Annotated in this window: 16 protein-coding genes; 8 read left to right on the top strand and 8 right to left on the bottom strand. The window is 75.6% G+C overall.

Translation table 11 applies throughout. The annotated features are described in order from the left end of the window. Positions 1–134: 134 nt before the first annotated feature. A complete protein-coding gene (locus ACRYRX_RS19650; RefSeq protein WP_432514650.1) occupies positions 135–557 on the bottom strand; it encodes an STAS domain-containing protein in 423 nt (140 codons plus the stop codon). A 242-nt stretch (positions 558–799) separates the two neighbouring features. On the opposite strand from ACRYRX_RS19650, the gene ACRYRX_RS19645 reads away from it, so the two are divergent. From ACRYRX_RS19645 to ACRYRX_RS19625, 5 genes are all read left to right on the top strand, one after another. Then, positions 800–3,181, top strand: a complete 2,382-nt coding sequence (locus ACRYRX_RS19645; RefSeq protein ID WP_432514648.1) for an ATP-binding SpoIIE family protein phosphatase — start codon at positions 800–802, stop codon at positions 3,179–3,181. 13 nt (positions 3,182–3,194) lie between these two features. After that, positions 3,195–3,611 carry a DUF3151 domain-containing protein gene (locus tag ACRYRX_RS19640; RefSeq protein ID WP_432514646.1) on the top strand — a complete coding sequence of 139 codons (417 nt, stop codon included), beginning with the start codon at positions 3,195–3,197 and terminating at the stop codon, positions 3,609–3,611. Beyond that, a complete protein-coding gene (locus ACRYRX_RS19635; protein ID WP_432514644.1) occupies positions 3,608–4,630 on the top strand; it encodes an NAD(P)/FAD-dependent oxidoreductase in 1,023 nt (340 codons plus the stop codon). Before ACRYRX_RS19640 ends, ACRYRX_RS19635 begins: the two co-directional genes overlap by 4 nt. Positions 4,631–4,780: 150 nt before the next feature. Then, entirely contained in the window at positions 4,781–6,067 is a 1,287-nt protein-coding gene (locus tag ACRYRX_RS19630) for an adenylosuccinate synthase (RefSeq protein ID WP_432514642.1), read from the top strand. Continuing rightward, complete coding sequence (locus ACRYRX_RS19625) at positions 6,064–6,504, top strand: GNAT family N-acetyltransferase (protein ID WP_432514641.1); 441 nt, start codon at positions 6,064–6,066, stop codon at positions 6,502–6,504. Before ACRYRX_RS19630 ends, ACRYRX_RS19625 begins: the two co-directional genes overlap by 4 nt. Position 6,505: 1 nt before the next feature. On the opposite strand, the gene ACRYRX_RS19620 is transcribed toward ACRYRX_RS19625, so the two are convergent. Genes ACRYRX_RS19620 through ACRYRX_RS19610 form a run of 3 tightly spaced genes read right to left on the bottom strand, consistent with a single transcriptional unit; the run spans position 6,506 to position 10,663 of the window. Continuing rightward, on the bottom strand, positions 6,506–7,108 hold the full coding sequence (locus ACRYRX_RS19620) for a hypothetical protein (protein ID WP_432514638.1): 603 nt from the start codon (positions 7,106–7,108) through the stop codon (positions 6,506–6,508). 11 nt (positions 7,109–7,119) lie between these two features. Continuing rightward, positions 7,120–7,512, bottom strand: coding sequence for a hypothetical protein (locus ACRYRX_RS19615; protein ID WP_432514636.1), 393 nt, complete (start codon positions 7,510–7,512; stop codon positions 7,120–7,122). Positions 7,513–7,567: 55 nt separating this feature from the next. After that, positions 7,568–10,663 (bottom strand): MMPL family transporter, encoded by a 3,096-nt coding sequence (locus ACRYRX_RS19610; protein WP_432514633.1) that lies wholly within the window; start codon positions 10,661–10,663, stop codon positions 7,568–7,570. A gap of 224 nt (positions 10,664–10,887) precedes the next feature. On the opposite strand from ACRYRX_RS19610, the gene ACRYRX_RS19605 reads away from it, so the two are divergent. After that, on the top strand, positions 10,888–11,475 hold the full coding sequence (locus ACRYRX_RS19605) for a TetR/AcrR family transcriptional regulator (RefSeq protein WP_432514632.1): 588 nt from the start codon (positions 10,888–10,890) through the stop codon (positions 11,473–11,475). Beyond that, positions 11,475–12,929 (top strand): phospholipase D-like domain-containing protein, encoded by a 1,455-nt coding sequence (locus ACRYRX_RS19600; RefSeq protein WP_432514630.1) that lies wholly within the window; start codon positions 11,475–11,477, stop codon positions 12,927–12,929. Before ACRYRX_RS19605 ends, ACRYRX_RS19600 begins: the two co-directional genes overlap by 1 nt. Positions 12,930–12,963: 34 nt before the next feature. Here the strand turns inward: ACRYRX_RS19600 and aroC are convergent, their stop codons facing one another. The 4 genes from aroC to ku all read right to left on the bottom strand — a co-directional run bounded on the left by aroC (position 12,964) and on the right by ku (position 16,245). Then, on the bottom strand, positions 12,964–14,196 hold the full coding sequence (gene aroC, locus ACRYRX_RS19595; protein ID WP_432514629.1) for a chorismate synthase: 1,233 nt from the start codon (positions 14,194–14,196) through the stop codon (positions 12,964–12,966). A gap of 54 nt (positions 14,197–14,250) precedes the next feature. Next, on the bottom strand, positions 14,251–14,727 hold the full coding sequence (locus ACRYRX_RS19590) for an Lrp/AsnC family transcriptional regulator (protein WP_432514626.1): 477 nt from the start codon (positions 14,725–14,727) through the stop codon (positions 14,251–14,253). Between the two features lie 117 nt (positions 14,728–14,844). Then, on the bottom strand, positions 14,845–15,183 hold the full coding sequence (locus tag ACRYRX_RS19585; protein WP_432514624.1) for a bifunctional 3-phenylpropionate/cinnamic acid dioxygenase ferredoxin subunit: 339 nt from the start codon (positions 15,181–15,183) through the stop codon (positions 14,845–14,847). Positions 15,184–15,270: 87 nt separating this feature from the next. Then, a complete protein-coding gene (gene ku / locus ACRYRX_RS19580) occupies positions 15,271–16,245 on the bottom strand; it encodes a non-homologous end joining protein Ku (protein ID WP_432514621.1) in 975 nt (324 codons plus the stop codon). Between the two features lie 90 nt (positions 16,246–16,335). Here ku and ACRYRX_RS19575 point away from each other — a divergent pair, with 90 nt between their 5' ends. Continuing rightward, entirely contained in the window at positions 16,336–17,190 is an 855-nt protein-coding gene (locus tag ACRYRX_RS19575; RefSeq protein ID WP_432514656.1) for a 3-methyladenine DNA glycosylase, read from the top strand. Positions 17,191–17,205: the final 15 nt, after the last annotated feature.

The raw sequence follows: 17,205 nt of genomic DNA, 5'->3' as shown, positions 1-17,205 counted from the left end.
GCCCCCCCCCCCCCCCCCCCCCCCCCCCCCCCCCCCCCCCCCCCCCCCCCCCCCCCCCCCCCCCCCCCCCCCCCCCCCCCCCCCCCCCCCCCCCCCCCCCCCCCCCCCCCCCCCCCGGGGAGGGGCCCCACGGGTCAGGCCGGTTGCGGGCCGTCGTCCTCGGGGGTCTCGGTCGCGCTGACCAGGCCCGGTTCCTCGTCGACGACGTCGAGCAGCTGCACGATGTTCGTCGTCTCGATGAGGAACTTCACGACCGCCGGCGGCCGGATGAGCGTCACCCGGTGCGCCTTGGACCGCGACGCCAGCCGGGCCAGGAACGCCAGGCCCGTCGAGTCCATGAAGGTGACGTGGTGGGCGTCGACCTGCAGCGGGCGACCGGAGCTGAGCGCGTCCTCAGCGGCCTCCAGCAGGTCCGGGCCGAGCTCGGCGTCGATCTCCCCGGTGAGCACGACGCGGGTGGCCCGCGGTTCGTACAGGACGTGCACCGAGCCCGGGTCCACCGAGCGCACCTGCGGCACCCGGGAAACCCCACCCGGCGGTGTGGCGTCGTTCGTCATGGATCCTCCGCAGTCCGTCCGCTGTATCGCCGTGCCCGGCTTGTACAGGCAGCGGATGTCCGTCCCGCACGGCCTCGTTCCGCACGGGTGGGCCGCCGCACCGGCGCCACCCTCGACGCGCGGTCCGGTGGACCCCCCTGCATGCTAGCCACGCCGGGACCGCACCGACCCTCGCAGGTCGGCGCCCCCGCGACCAGCGGCGGCCGCCTCGGCCGCCCGCGACCCCGAGGAGCCCCGTCCCGATGCCCGGCCGCACCCCGCAGGCGCTCGCCCTGCGCGAGCCCGCCGCCGTGCTGCTCCTGCGGTCCACCCCCGGCCGTCCCGCCGGCCCCGTGCTGGCCCTGGACGACGCCGGCCGCGCCCGGGCCGGGCTGGGCGCCACCGACCCGCTGCCCGCCGACCCCGAGACCTTCCGCGCCCGCGCCGCGCTGCCGCCCGCCCCGGCCTGGGAGCGCGTCGCCGCCGGGGCGGCGGTGGCCGGGGAGCTGCTGCCCGGCGACCTGTGGCTGACCGCGGACCGCGTCGCCGGGCGCGACCAGCTCCTCGTCGTCGTCACCGGGGTCGTCACCGGGGTCGAGGACGCCGGCGCGCCCGGCGCGGGAGCCGTCGTGGCCGCCGGGCCCGGGGTGGCGCTGTCGGCCGTGCGCGACGGCGGCCTCGTCGTCGACTGGGCCGACGGCGGGTACGCCCGGACCACCGGCACCCCCGCCGCCGAGGTCGTCGGGCGCCCCTTCGCCGACCTGCTGCGCACCGCCGACGACCAGGCCCTCACCGCGCTGCGCGACGGCCTGGAGCGCGGGCTGCCCGCCACCGCGACCGTCCTGGACCACCGCGCCGACGGCCCCGACTTCCTGCACCAGGTCTCGACCCTCCCGCTGCGCGACCGGTCGGGGGCGGTGTCCCACGTGCTGTCCCGGCACAGCGACGTCACCCGCCGCACCGCCCTGGACCGCACCGCCGGGGCCCGCCTCGACGCCCTCACCCGCCTCGCCGCCCTCGACGACGGCGCCACCGGCGCCGGCGACGACCCCGGCGAGGCCCTGCGCGCCGTCGTGCGCGTCCTGGGCGACCAGCTCGTCGCCGCCGCGCTCGTCGCGCAGGTCCACGAGCGCCCCGGCGGCGGACTGCACGAGCTGGAGGTCACCGCCGCCCACGGCCACCACCTGCACGGGCTCGTCGGCCGGCGGTTCCGGCCCCCGCGCCGGCGGCCCGGGCCCGACCCCGTGCTCGACGCCGGGCCCGGGCAGCTGCTGGCCCTGGACGGCCCCGCCCCGCCGGGGTCGGTCACGCACTGGCTGCGGGAGATCAGCGGCGCCGACCACGACCCCGCGGGCACTGCGGCGCTGTCCGTGGCGTTGCGTGGACGGGAGGGCGTCCTGGGCGTCCTGCTGGTCCGCCCGCACCCCGCGGGGCTGGGGGCGCAGGACCGGGCGGTCGTCGCGGGTGCCGCGCGCCGGACGGGACTGCTCATGGAGAACGCACGACTGCACGCACGGGAGCACGCCTTGGCCGAGACGCTGCAACGCAGCATGTTGCCCGACTCGACGGGCCTGGAGGGCATCGACGGCCTCGACGTCTGGACGTTCTACGCCTCCAACGCCGACCACGCCCAGGTCGGCGGCGACTGGTTCGACGTCCTGCCGCCCACCCCGCACGGCAACCCGGTCGCCGGTGTCGTCGTCGGCGACGTCGTGGGCCACGACGTCGAGGCCGCCGCGGCGATGGGCCAGATCCGCTCCGTGGTGCGCACCGCCGCCCACGAGTTCGACGACCCCGGCAGCGTGCTCATGCGCGTGGACCAGCTCGCCGTCGGCATGGGGATCGGCCGGATGGCCTCCCTCGTGTTCGCCACCCTGCAGCGCCTGGAGGACGGCGAGTGGGAGATGGCCTGGTCCAGCGCCGGGCACCTGCCGCCGCTGCTGCGCCGCGGCGCGCACGTCGAGGTGCTCAGCGAGGCCACCGGCACCCTCGTCGGCCTCGGCGAGCGCCCCCGCCCGACCCGCGAGCGGGCGCTGTCGCCCGGCGACGTCCTCGTGCTCTACACCGACGGCCTCATCGAGACCCGCTCGCGCCCCATGCGCGACGGGCTGGAGGTCCTCGTGGAGGTGCTCTCGACGTCGAAGGCCCGCGACGCCGCCGGCATCGGGGAGGAACTGCTCGCCGGGCTCGGCGAGACCCCCGAGGACGACACCGCCATCGTCGTCGTCCGGGTCCCGGAGGAGTCCGAGCTCGGCGGGGACCCGCTGCCCACGGCCGACACCCCGCGCCGGCGCCGCTGGCAGCTGCCGTCGGAGCCGTCGTCCATCGGCAAGGCCCGGCACGCCACCCTGCGCGCGTGCGCGGTGTGGGGCCTGGACTGCGGCCCGAAGGCCGAGATCGTCGTGTCCGAGCTCGTCGCCAACGCCGTCCTGCACGGCTGGGGGACCGTCGGCCTGCGGCTGTTCGACCTCGAGGGGCAGCTGCGCATCGAGGTCGAGGACGACAGCCCCGAGGAGCCCCGCGTCGTCGACGCCCGCCCCGACGGCGCCGGCGGCCACGGCATGCGCCTGGTCGACTCGCTGGGGCGGTGGGGCAGCACCCGCACCCGCCGGGGCAAGATCGTCTGGGTCGAGATCAGCCACTGAGAGGAGCTCCACCGTGAGCACCGGCACGAACCTGCTGGGCGGGCCCCCGCCCACCCACCTGCCCGCCGACGCCGAGGTCGACGCCGCGCTCGCCGCCGGCACCGACCCCGACGCCGTCGCCGCCGCCCACCCCGCGGCCTCGCTGCCGTGGGCGCTGCTGGCCGAGCGGGCGCTGGAGGAGGGCCGCACGATCACCGGGTACGCCTTCGCGCGCACCGGCTACCACCGCGGGCTGGACGCGCTGCGCCGCGCCGGGTGGCGCGGTCACGGCCCGGTGCCGTGGTCCCACGAGCCCAACCGCGGGTTCCTGCGGGCGCTGGCCGCCCTGCAGCGCTCCGCGCAGGCCATCGACGAGACGGAGGAGGCGGTGCGCTGCACCACCTTCCTCAACGACTGCGACCCCGTCGCGGCGCGCGAGCTGCTGCCGTGACGGACCCGACCCCCGAGCGGCCCGTCCTGGTCGTCGGCGCCGGGATCGCCGGGCTGGCCTGCGCCCGGGTGCTGGCCGACGCCGGGGTCCCGGTCCGCGTCCTGGACCGCGGGCGGCGCATCGGGGGTCGGATGAGCGGGCGCCGGGTCGAGACGAGCGCGGGGACCCGCGTGACCGACCTGGGGGCGTCCTACTTCACGGTGTCCGGGACGGGCGGCTTCGCGCAGCTCACCGCCGACTGGGAGCGGCGCGGCCTGGCCCGGCCCTGGACGGACACGTTCGGCGTCGTCACCGACGGGCACCTGACGGGGACGTCGTCGGGGCCGGTCCGCTGGGGCACCCCCGGCGGGTTGCGCACCCTGCTGGACGACCTGGTCGCGCCGCCGGGGCGGGCCCCGCTGGACGTGGTGTCCGGCATCGAGGTCGACGCCGTGTCGTCGGGCCCGGACGGCCCCGCGGTCGACGGCCGCCCCACGTCCGCGGTCGTGCTGGCGATGCCGGACCCGCAGGCCGCGGACCTGCTGCCGCGCATGGTCGCCACCCGCCTGGACGTCTCGGCGCGCTGGAACTGGCGCCCGTGCATCGCCGTGTACGCCGCGTGGGAGCAGCGGTGGTGGCCCGACGTGGGGGCCGCGTTCGTCAACGACTCCGACCTGCTCGTCTTCGTGGCCGACGACGGCTCGCGCCGCGGCGACGGGGCGCCCGTCCTCGTCGCGCACGTCGCCCCGGACCGCTCGGCGGACCACCTCGACGCCCCGGTCGCCGTCGTCCCGGAGGTCCTCGCGGCCCTGGGCCCGATGCTCGCCTCCGCCCCGACCCCGCAGGCGCAGTGGGCGCGGGCGCACCGCTGGTCGCTGGCGCAGCCGCTGCGCCAGCACGCCGAGGACGTCTTCGGCTGGGACGAGGAGACCGGCATCGGGGTGTGCGGGGACGCGTGGGGGCAGCGGTCGCGGGTCCAGACGGCGTGGGAGTCGGGCACGGCGCTGGGCCGGGAACTGCTGGGGCGGTCCGCTCGCTGAACCCCGCGGGGCCGTGAGCCGGTAAGCTCCCGGGTGGTCTGCGGCGACCGCTCCCGTGCTCCAGCGCGTTCTGCGGGTGCGTGGCCCGCGCGGCCGGCAGCACCCGCACCACCGTCGTCACCCGCAAGTCACCAGGAAGCAGGGGATCTCATGCCCGCGATCGTGCTCGTCGGCGCCCAGTGGGGGGACGAGGGCAAGGGCAAGGCCACCGACGCCCTCGGCGCACGCGTGGACTACGTGGTGAAGTTCAACGGCGGGAACAACGCCGGCCACACCGTCGTCGTGGGCGACGAGAAGTACGCCCTGCACCTGCTGCCCAGCGGCATCCTCACCCCCGGGGTCACCCCGGTCATCGGCAACGGCGTCGTCGTCGACCTGAACGTGCTGTTCGAGGAGATCGACGCGATGACGGCCCGCGGGGTCGACTGCTCCAAGCTCCTGGTGTCCGCGTCCGCGCACGTCATCGCGCCGTACCACCGGGTGCTGGACCAGGTCACCGAGCGGTTCCTGGGCAAGCGCAAGATCGGCACGACCGGCCGCGGGGTGGGCCCGTCCTACGCCGACAAGATCAACCGCATCGGGATCCGCGTCCAGGACCTGTTCGACGAGTCGATCCTGCGGCAGAAGGTCGAGGGCGCCCTCGACCAGAAGAACCACCTGCTGCTGAAGGTCTACAACCGTCGCGCGGTGTCGATCGACGAGACCGTCGAGACGCTGCTGTCGTACGCCGACCGGCTGCGCCCCATGGTGACCGACGTGTCCCTGGAGCTGTCCCGCGCGCTGGACCGCGACGAGATCGTCCTGTTCGAGGGCGGGCAGGCGACGATGCTCGACATCGACCACGGCACCTACCCGTTCGTGACGTCGTCGTCGGCGACGGCCGCGGGGGCCTGCACGGGCGCGGGCATCCCCCCGAACCGCGTCGACCGCATCGTCGCCGTCGTGAAGGCGTACACGACCCGCGTCGGCGAGGGCCCGTTCCCGACCGAGCTGCTCGACGCCGACGGCGAGAAGCTGCGCCAGGACGGCGGCGAGTTCGGCACCACGACCGGCCGTCCCCGCCGCACCGGCTGGTACGACGCGGTGATCTCCCGCTACGCCGCCCGCATCAACGGGGTCACCGACTTCGTCCTGACGAAACTCGACACCCTCACCGGCTGGGAACGCATCCCGGTGTGCGTCGCGTACGACGTCGACGGCGTCCGGCACGACGAGATCCCCATGTCGCAGAGCGACTTCCACCACGCCACGCCGGTCTACGAGTTCTTCGACGGCTGGACCGAGGACATCTCCGGCGCCCGCACGATGGCCGACCTGCCCAAGAACGCCCAGGCGTACGTCGAGGCGCTCGAGGCGATCTCCGGTGCGCGGATCTCCGCCGTCGGTGTCGGCCCGGACCGCGAGCAGACCGTCGTCCGGCACGACCTCCTCGGGTGAGTTCGCCGGTGGTGCGGGAGGCGGCGCTGGCCGACCTCCCGCCCGCGACGCTCTACGCGCTGCTGCGGTTGCGGGTGGACGTGTTCGTGGTGGAGCAGGAGTGCGCGTACCCCGAACTCGACGGCCGGGACCTCGAACCGTCGTGCGTGCACGTGTGGGCCGAGTCCGGCGGTGTGCCGGTGGCGACGCTGCGGGTGCTGCGCGACCCCGACGGCCGCGGCCGGATCGGCCGCGTCGCCACGGCGCGGGAGTTCCGCGGGGCCGGGGTCGCCGCCGCGTTGATGCGGAGGGCGCTGGAACTGCTGGCCGGTTCGGAGGTCGTGCTCGACGCGCAGGCCCACCTCACCGGCTGGTACGCGCGGTTCGGTTTCTCCCCCCGCGGCGAGGAGTTCGTCGAGGACCGCATCCCGCACCGGACGATGGTGCGCCCGGCCTGACTCAGCGGCGCCGGTGGGCCGGGGACCGGCTCGCCGCGACGAGCAGGGCGCAGGCGGCCGCGACCGCGGTGGCCGTCCCGAGGGCGAACACGCCCCGGGCGACTCCCAGGACGAGCACGATCCCCGCGGCGGTCAGGGCCGGCACCCCGCGGGTCCACCAGTCCGCCGGCGGTTCGGGTGCGGGCCGGTCCACCGTCGGCAGCGCGGCCAGGAGCACGCCGGCCGCGACGAGCGCCCACAGCGGCAGGGCGGGGGAGCCGGGGTGGGAGTCCCCGGCCACCTGCAGGACCGCGCTCGTGACGATCGCGGCGGCGTGGAGGCTCCAGAACGCCAGGTCGACCCGGTCGGGCACCGGCTGGGCGCCGCGCAGCGGCACGTGCCACCAGGCCCGCGCCCGGAGCCGGCCGCCGAGGAGCTGCAGGGCGAAGGCGGCGAACACCGACCAGTACCGGAGGGGTTCGGGGGCGGGGACGACGCCGGGGAGCACGAGCACGAGCAGCAGCATGCCCGCGAGGTCGACGGCGAGCCCCGCCGCGTAGAGGGTTCGACCGCTCCCGCTGCGCTGCAACGGGTGCGAGCCGGGGGTGGTGGTCACCTGGGGCATCGTCGTCTCCTTCACAGGCCGCGGTTCCGCAGCGTCTTGTGCAGCGCCTGCCGGCTGACGCCGAGGTCCCGGGCGAGGTCCACGAGGCTGTGGTCCTGCACGAGCTCGGCCAGCGCACCGGCGCGGGCGCCGGCGATGCGCGAGCGCAGGGCCGAGGCCGCGGCGTCGACCTCGGCCAGGACGAGCACGGCGCCGAGCAGCCCACCGCAGTCGCCGACCCAGTCGCGGTCGGTGCGCAGCCCGTCCAGCTGGGCGAGCAGGCCCGTGCCGTGGTCGGTGAGCGCGGCGGCGACCACGGCGGGGGAGGTGTGGCGCGCGAGCCGGGCGGTGACGGCGGGCCGGGCCGGGTCGAGGTGCCGGTGCGTCAGCACCTCGTCCCAGCCCGGTCCGCCCCGTCTGCCCACGGACAGCAGTGAACCCAGGGTTGACGGTCGTGTCAACCCTGGGTTCACGGGTGGGTCAGGAGCGCGACGGCTCCTCGTCGGGGTCGCGGCGCGCCGCCTCGCCCAGCCGCACCTCCACCTCGCGGTGACCGCCCTCGGGGACGTCGACGCCGGTCGCGACGGGGGAGTACCCCGCCGCCGTCAGCGTGTACCGGCCGGTGGACAGGTCGTCGAAGGCGAACGACCCGTCGCGGTCGGTGGTGGCCGTGTCGACGACCGTCCCGCCCTCGTCCGTGAGCGTCACCGACGCCTCCGGCACGGAGCTGCCGTCGGAGGCGGCGCTGACGGTCCCGACGAGGCGGCCGCCGCGGCTGAGGTCCAGGTCCAGCTCGACGTCCCCGTGGCCGACGTCGAGGTTCTGCGCGATCGGCCGGTACGCCTGCGACAGCACGCTCAGCACGTACGACCCGGCGGTCAGGTCGCCGAAGCGGTACCGCCCCGCCCCGTCGGTGCGGGTGGTGGCCACGACGGCGCCCTGCACGTCCAGCAGCGTCAGGACGGCCCCGCCGACCGGGGCGGCCCCGCTGCGCAGCGTCCCGTGCAGCGCGGCGCTGCCCACCAGCCGCACGTCGTGGCGCACCGGGTGGTCCGACACGGCCACGAGGTGCGCGACGGGCCGGGCGTCGGCGGCGGCCACGATGAGCACGAACGTCCCCCCGGCCTCCAGCGGCAGGCCGTAGGTCCCGACCTCGTCGGAACCGGTGCGGGCGACCTGCCGCCCCGCGTGGTCGGTGACGGTGAGGACCGCGCCGGGCAGCGGGCCGCCCGCCGCGTCGGTGACGACCCCGACGATCCCCAGGCGCAGGTCGGCCAGCAGCCGGTCGACGCGCTGCTGGGCGCTGACCCCCTGCGGCGGCGCGTCCAGCACCTGCACGGGGTCCTCGCGGCGCTCGGCGCGCTGGGCCGGGACCGCCGGCCCGCCGTCGCCCGCCTCGCGGGCCAGGACCTGCTCCAGGCCGCGGCCCTCGGCGTCGACGTTCGGGACGAGGCGCTGCATCCAGCGGGGCATCCACCACGCGGCGTCGCCCAGCAGGGTCAGGGCGGCGGGCATGATGACCATCCGCACCACGAGGGCGTCGGCGAGGACCCCGACGGTCAGCGCCGTGCCGATCGACCCGATGATCTGGTCGCCGCTGGTGGCGAACCCGATGAAGACGCCGGACATGATGAGCGCCGCCGCGACGACGACGGGCGCCGAGCGCCGGAACCCCGACAGGATCGCGTCGACCGGCCGGCGGCCGTGCGCGTGCTGCTCGTGGATCGCCGAGACGAGGAACATCTGGTAGTCCATGGCGAGGCCGAACAGGATCCCGACGACCAGCACGGGCATGAAGCTGAGCAGCGGGGCGGGCTGGGCGACCTGGAAGACGTCCGAGAGCCACCCCCACTGGTAGATCGCGACGACCGAGCCCAGCGAGGCGCCCAGCGACAGCAGGAACCCGACCGTCGCCAGCAGCGGCACCGCCAGCGAGCGGAACAGCATGATCAGCAGGAACAGCGCCAGCACCACGATGAGGGCGATGTAGACCGGCAGCGCGTCGTTCAGCGAGTCGGTGACGTCGATGTCGAGCGCGGTCTGGCCGGTGACGTAGACCTCGGCGCCGGTGGTGGCGTCGGTGGCCGAGCGGATGGCGCGCACCAGGTCCGACGTCGCCTCGTCGGTCGGGCCGGAGCCGGGGACGACCGTGATGAGCTGCGCGCTGCCGTCCGGGGCGGGCACCGCGGGGGTGACGGCCACGACGTCGGGCAGCCCCTGGATCGTCGTGGCGACCTGCCCGGCGACGGCCGCGGAGTCCGCGCCGTCGACGAGGACGACGAGGGTGGACTGCGAGCCGGGGCCGAAACCCTCCACGAGCAGGTCGTACGCCTGGCGCTGGGAGGTCGCGGGGTCGGCGTTCTCGGCCGACGGCAGCGCGGTCCGCATCGAGGCGACGGGGACGGCGACGACGCCCACGGCCACGATCGCCAGGAGCAGCGCGACGACGGGGCGCGCGGTGACGGCGCGCGCCCAGCGGCCCAGCAGGCCCTTCCCGGCGAGGTCGGCGGTGGCGTGGTCGTCGCTGTCGGCCGCGGCCCGCAGGCCGGCCCGGTCGCGGTGCCGCTCCTTCGCCGGCAGCACCCGCAGGCCCAGCACCTTCAGGAACGCGGGCACCGCGGTCAGCGCCACGAGGACGGCGACGGCGACGGTGGCGGCCGCACCCAGGCCCATCTGGGTCAGGAACGGGATGTCGACGACGGCCAGGCCCACGAGCGCGATGACGACGGTGGTCCCCGCGAAGACGACGGCGGTCCCGGCGGTCCCGGTGGCCTTGGCGATGGCCGCGTCGAGGTCCTCGCCGCGGCGCAGCTCGGTGCGGGCGCGGGCGAAGACGAACAGGGCGTAGTCGATCCCGACGGCCAGGCCCAGCATCCCGGCCAGGGCGGGCGTGGTCGTCGACAGCGACACGACCTTGCCCAGGGCCAGGATGCCGAGGGCGCCGGCGCCCACGCCGAGACCGGCGGTCAGCAGGTTCGCGCCCGCGGCGGCGAGGCTGCCGTAGGTGAGGATCAGGACGAGGAAGGCCACCGCGACGCCGATGGCCTCGCTGGTGTGGCCGGCCTCGGTGGTCTGGGCCTGCGAGCTGACCTCGACCCGCAGCGCCCCCGCGTCCTCGGTGGCCTCGGTGAGGGCCTCGACCTGCTCGCTGGTGACGTCCCCGAGCCGGCCGTCGAAGGTGACCGTGGCCGCCGCGATGCGCTGGTCCTGCGACACCATCGGCGTCTGCGGGGAGAGGGGGTCGCTGACCGCGGCGATGCCGTCGACGTCCCGGACCCGGGCGAGCACGTCCTGCACGGCGCTCGCGTTGGCCTCGGTCAGCGTCTGGCCCTCGGGGGCCTGGAACACGACGGTGGCGGTGGCGTTGTTCGCCCCGGCGGAGAACTTCTCCTCCAGCAGTTCCAGGCCGTCGCTGGCCTGGGTGCCGGGGATGGAGAAGCTGGTGTCCTGCGCGGCGGTGCGTTCCAGTCCGACGGCGAGGCCGCCCAGGACGGCGAGCAGCAGCGCCCAGACGCCCAGCACCGGCCAGTGGCGGCGGGCGCTGAACCTCCCGAGTCGGTAGAGCAGGGTGGCCATCGGGGCGGGCTCCTTCGCGGTGGGGGGCCGTGGGGTCCGTCGGCACCGGTGGCGACGTCCTGCGTGGTCGCCGGACGTGCGACCGGCCCGTCGAAGGTACCCCGGCGGGGAGCACCTGCCAACGGGTTCGCACTAGTCGATCGGCTAGTTCTCACCGGGTCTGAGGTCCGTCGGGAGTCGTAGCTCCGGGTTAGAGTGCGAGGACACCGCGAGCGAGGAGACCCATGACGACGGTCGAGGAGGCGCGGCCGGCCGGTCCCGGGCGGCAGCGGCTGCACGAGGCCGCGCTCCGGCTCTTCGTCGAGCACGGCGTCAGCGGCACGTCGCTGCAGATGATCGCCGACGAGATGGGCGTCACCAAGGCCGCCGTCTACTACCACTACCGGACCAAGGACGAGCTGGTCATCGGGGTCGTCGCCCCCTTCATCGACCGGGTCTTCGCGGTCCTGGACGCCGCCTCGGCCCGGCGGGGGCGGCGAGCGCAGGTCGAGACGCTCATCGGCGGGCTCGTCGACGTCGTCGTCGACGTGCGGCGGCTGTACGTCGTGACGGCCGTCGACCCGGTCGTCGCCCACCTGCACGAGAACTACCCGCGGATGCGTGAACTCGGTGACCGGGTGCAGGAGATCCTGACCGGCCCCGACGCCGACGCCGAACGCCGGGTCGCGGTCGCGTTCTTCCTGTCCGGCCTCGTCGGGCCGATCGCCGACGCCTCCTGCCGGGACGTCCCCGACGACGACCTGCGGGCCATGCTGGTGGCCGTCGGACGCCGTTTCCTCCTGCCGCGCAGCAGGTCCCGGTCGGCGTCCTGATGGACTGGGTCCTGTTCGCCGGGGCGTTCCTCGCGGTCGTCGACTACGCCGTGAAGGTCGTCGCGATCGGCGCGGTGCCCGAGGACCGCCGCCCGGGTTCCTCCTCGGCGTGGCTGCTGCTCATCCTGTTCCTGCCCGTCGTGGGGGTCCCCGCGTTCCTGCTGCTGGGCAGCCCGTTCGTCGCCGGCCGCCGCCACCGCGTGCAGCAGCAGGCGAACCTGGCCATCGCCGAGGGCGTCCTGCACCTGCCGGGGATCCCCGACGGCCTCGTCGTCGACGACCACCTGGCGTCGCTGCTGACGCTGAACCGGCGGCTGACGTCGCTGCCGTGCGTCCTGGGCGAGCACCGCAGGCTGCTGCCGGACGGGGAGTTCATCGCCGCGCTCGTCGACGCCGTCGACTCCGCGGTCCGCACCGTGCACGTCGAGTTCTACATCGCCGCGCTGGACCCGACGACCGAGCCGTTCTTCGACGCCCTGGCCCGGGCCGTCGCCCGCGGGGTGAAGGTGCGGTTCCTGTACGACCACCTCGGGGCCCGCGGGTACCCCGGGCACGCGCGGATGAACGCCCGGCTCACCGCCGACGGCGTCGAGTGGCACCGCATGATGCCCATCGACCCGCTGCGGCGGCGGTGGCGGCGGCCGGACCTGCGCAACCACCGCAAGCTCGTCGTCGTCGACCGCCGGCTGGGTTTCTGCGGGTCGCAGAACCTCATCGACCCGGGTTACCTCAAGCGCCGGCACGTGCGGCGCGGCCGGCGGTGGGTCGACCTCAACGTGGAGGTCAGCGGGCCGGTCGTGCAGACGCTGGAGGCGGTGTTCGAGACCGACTGGTACGCCGAGACCGGCGAGGTCGTCGGGGAGGTGTCGATCCCGGCGCTGGAGGCGGGCCCGGGCGGTTCCGAGGGGGCGTTCCAGGTCGTCCCGTCGGGCCCGGGTTTCCCGACCGAACCCAACCTGCGGCTGTTCACCGGGCTGGTGCACGCCGCGACGGCGCGGGTCTCGATCGTCAGCCCGTACTTCGTGCCCGACGAGGGTCTGGAGCAGGCCATCACGACCGCGGTGTACCGCGGGGTCCAGGTGGAGCTGTTCGTGTCCGAGCGGGCCGACCAGTTCATGGTCCACCACGCGCAGCGGTCCTACTACGGGTCGCTGCTGCGGGCGGGCGTGCGGATCCACCTGCTGCCCCAGCCGTGGGTCCTGCACAGCAAGCTGCTCGTCGTCGACGGCCTGCGGGCGGTCATCGGGTCCAGCAACATGGACATCCGGTCCTTCAACCTCGACTACGAGGTCTCCCTGCTCGGCCTCGAACCGCGGTTCGTCGCCGACCTCGACGCCGTCGTCGACGACTACCGCTACCGGTCGCGGGAACTGACCCTGGCCGAGTGGGGGCGGCGGCCGCTGCACCACCGCTACCTGGACAACGTCATGCGCCTGACCGCCGCCCTGCAGTGACTCCCGGGGGTCCCCGGGAGCCGCTGCGCGCCGGTCAGGGGGTCTCGGCGACCTTCACGGTGAGGGCGTCCAGGTAGCTGCGCACGTTCGCCCGGACCTGCTCGACGTTGTCGCCGCCGAACTTCTCCAGCACGGCGTCGGCCAGGACCAGGGCCACCATGGCCTCGGCGACCACGCCGGCCGCGGGCACCGCGCACACGTCCGACCGCTGCGCGATGGCCTGCGCCGCACCACCGGAGGCGGTGTCGACGGTGTCGAGGGCGCGCGGGACGGTGGAGATGGGTTTCATGGCGGCGCGCACGCGCAGGACCTCGCCGTTGGTCATGCCGCCCTCGATGCCGCCGGCGCGGTCGGTGCGGCGGCGGACGGTGAAGCCGTCACCGCCGTCCTCGACGCGCTCGATCTCGTCGTGGGCGGCGGACCCGCGGCGGCGGGCGGTCTCGAAACCGTCGCCGACCTCGACGCCCTTGATGGCCTGGACGCCCATGAGGGCCGCGGCCAGGCGCGCGTCGAGCTTGCGGTCCCAGTGGACGTAGGAACCCAGGCCCGGCGGCAGGTCGTGGACGACGACCTCGACGACCCCGCCGAGGGTGTCGCCCTCGGTGTGGGCCTGGTCGATCTCGGCGACCATGCGGGCGCTGGCCTCGGGGTCGGCGCAGCGGACCGGGTCGGCGTCGATGGCGGCCATCGCGCCGCGACCCGGCACGGTGCCCTCGGCGACGGCCTGCGAGCCGATGGAGACGACGTGCGAGACGACCTCGGCGCCGACGGTCTGCGCCAGGAAGGCGCGGGCGACCTCGCCGAGGGCGACGCGGGTGGCGGTCTCGCGCGCCGAGGCGCGCTCCAGGACGGGACGGGCGTCGGTGAAGCCGTACTTCTGCATGCCGGTCAGGTCGGCGTGGCCCGGGCGCGGGCGGGTCAGGGGGGCGCCGCGACCGCGGGCGGGGATGCGGCCCGGTTCGTCGTAGCGGCGGCCCTCGGCGTCGGCCGGGTCGGCGGCCATGACCTCCGACCAGCGGGGCCACTCGCTGTTGCCGATGCGCAGGGCGATCGGCCCGCCCTGGGTCACGCCGTGGCGGATGCCGCCGATGACCTCCAGCTCGTCCTGCTCGAAGTTCATCCGGGCGCCGCGGCCGTGCCCGAGGCGACGGCGCGCGAGCGCCTGCCGGATCCGGGCGCTGTCGACCTCGACGCCCGCGGGCAGCCCTTCGAGGATGCCCGCCAGCGCGGGGCCGTGCGATTCACCAGAGGTCAGCCAGCGCAACACGGACCCGATTCTGCCGTACCCGGCGCACCCGCCCGTGCGGCGGCGGCCGGCCGGTCAGTCGGCGAGGTCGCTCAGCAGCGGGTCCACGCGGTACGGGACGAGCTCGCGCATCGCCAGCGACGTGCGGGTCCGCACGACCCCGGGGATGGACAGGACGCCCTGCCCGACGCGGTACAGGTCGTCGGCGTCGCGGGCCACGATGCGGCACATGAGGTCGCCGTCACCGGTGATCCCGTGCACCTCCAGGACCTCCGGGGTCTCCCGCAGGCGGCGCAGCGTGTCCTCCTGCTGCCCCTGGTGGATCTCGATCATCACGAACGCCGACACCGAGAACCCCAGCGCGGCCGGCGCCAGCCGGCGGGAGAAGCGGTGCAGCACGCCGTCGGACTCCAGGCGCTCCAGGTGGGCCTGCACCGTCCCGCGGGCCAGCCCCAGCCGGCGGGACAGGCCGAGCACGGTCGCACGCGGGTCCTCGTCCAGGGCGAGCAGGATCCGGGCATCGATGGTGTCGAGACGGCGCACGGACGCCATCTTGGCGCATCGACGGCCGCGCGCGGCGAACAATGTGCGCACCCGCGTGTGGCTTCCCTGTGCAACCGGCGGCCCGGAGCCGCCCACGTCGTGCGCCCCGAGCGCGGGGGTGGGGGCTCAGCGGGGGCGGGGGGTGCCCACCTCGACGACCACGTCGCCGTCGACCACCTCGACCAGGTGCGTCCGGACGGGGGTCAGGGCCGGGGGGCTCGACGGTTCCCCGGTCCGCAGGTCGAACGCCGACGCGTGCCGCGGGCACTCCACGGCGCAGTCCTCGACCCAGCCCTCGGCGAGGGACTCGTCGGCGTGCGTGCACGTGTCGTCGATGGCGAACAGCTCCCCGTCGACGTTGAAGACCGACACGGGGGCGGGCAGTTCGGGGCGGTCGACGCGCACCACCTCACCCGGCGGGAGGTCGGCCGCGGCGCACGCGACGACCCTGGTCCCGGAAGCCATCGCGGGGTTCCTCTCGTCCCGGGGCCGGCGGATCGGCCCCTCGGCCCGCCATGCTGCCACCGCCGGGGCGGACGGCACCCCGGGCCTTCAGGCGCTCTTGCGGGTCCGCGTCGTGGTCTTCGCCGTCTTCCGGGACGTCGCCTCCTTCGCGGCGGTCTTCTTCGCAGCGGTCCTCTTCGCCGCCGCCTTCTTCGCGGTGGTCTTCTTCGCCGCCGTCCCCTTCGCGGTGCCCCCCTCCGCCGCGGGCTCCTGCGCCGGGGTCTGCCCCGACCCTCCGCCGCGGGCCCGCTCCACCGAGCGCTGGAGCGCGGTGAGCAGGTCGACGACCTCGTCGGCGCCGCCGTCCCCGTCGTCGTCCGCGCGGGAGGAGGGGGCCGCGCCGGCGTCCTCGAGGCGGGCCTCGACGAGTTCCTTCACCGCCACCGCGTACTCGTCCTCGAACTCCTCGGGGCGGAAGTCGCCGGCCAGGGACTCCACCAGGGAGGCGGCCATCTTCAGCTCCTGCGGCCGCAGCGCCACGTCGGTCTCGAGGACCTCGAACTCGGCCGGGCGGACCTCGTCGGGCCACAGCAGCGTCTGCAGCACGATCGCCTTGTCCCGCACGCGCAGCACGGCCATCGACTCCCGCTGGCGCAGCGCGACCTTCACCACGGCGACCCGGTCGGTCTCGGCGAGGGCCTCGCGCAGCAGGACGTACGGCTTCGCGGCGCGCGCCTCCGGCTCCAGGTAGTACGGCCTGGACAGCAGCAGCGGGTCGACCTGGTCGGCGGGCACGAACTGGATCACGTCGATCTCGTGACCGCTGGCCACGGGCAGGTCGTCGAGGTCCTCGTCGGTGAGGACGACGAGCTTGCCGTCGGGGCTCTCGTAGCCCTTGGCGACCTCGTCGTAGGAGACCTCCTCGCCGTCCACCGAGCAGGTGCGGCGCAGCTTGATGCGCCCGCCGTCGGTACGGTGGACCTGGTGGAAGCGGATGTCGTGCTCGCCGGTCGCGGCGTACAGGCGGACCGGGACGTTGACCAGACCGAAGGACACAGCGCCCTTCCAGATGGCGCGCGGCATGACGTACCCCTTCCGGAGGTCGGATCCCCACGGTACGGCGCGGGCCGCGGACCCGCACGGGAGTCGCCGCCGGCCCCCGCGCCGGCCACGCTGCCCGCCGCCGAGTGGCGGGCTCGCGCGCACGCCCACGCCGAACGGGCCCGCGCCCTGACCGGGGACGCCGCCGCCCGCCGCGCCCGCGGCGAGCAGCACCCCGTGGAGGACTTCCTCTACACGTACTACAACTGGGCGCCCGGGAAGCTCCTGCGCTGGCACCCGGGGGTGGGGGTCGTGCTGGCCGACGCCGGCGAGCGGGCCGGCTGGGCGAACTACGTCGCGGTGCCCGGCGGGGTGCGGGTCGACGCCGCGGCCCTGGCCGCCCAGCGGCGCGCGACGATCACCCTCGCGCGCGACGTCCTCGCCGCCACCCGGGGGCGGGCCCCGCAGCTGGCCTGCTTCGGCCTGCACGAGTGGGCCATGGTGCACCGCACCCGGCCCGAGCAGGTCCGCCACGCCGGGTTGCCGCTGCGCCTGGGTCACGCCGGGACCGACGAGGTCGTGGAGTCGCACCGCATCCGGTGCAGCCACTACGACGCCTTCCGGTTCTTCACCCCGACCGCGGTGCCGCGCAACGAGTTGCAGCCCACCCGCACCGGCCAGCCCGGCCAGGAGCAGCCGGGCTGCCTGCACGCGACGATGGACTGCTACCGGTGGGCCATGAAGCTGTCCCCGGCGGTGCCGGGGGAACTGCTGCTCGACTGCTTCGAGCTCGCCCGCGACGTGCGGGTCCTGGACATGCGCGCCTCGCCGTACGACGTGTCGTCGCTGGGCCACACGGCCGTCGCGATCGAGACCCCCGAGGGCAAGGCCGAGTACGCGCGCGCCCAGCGGGAGTTCGCCGAGCGGGCCGACCCGCTGCGCGCGGCGCTGGTCCAGGTGTGCGAGGCGCTGCTCGCCGCGGCCTGACGATCCGAACCCCCG

It is taken from the genome of Kineococcus lubricus (genome assembly GCF_050871965.1).
In the GTDB taxonomy this organism is placed as follows: Bacteria; Actinomycetota; Actinomycetes; order Actinomycetales; family Kineococcaceae; genus Kineococcus.
The sequence above is the reverse complement of the archived record's forward strand: the minus strand, read 5'-3'. Positions and strand labels throughout refer to the sequence as shown.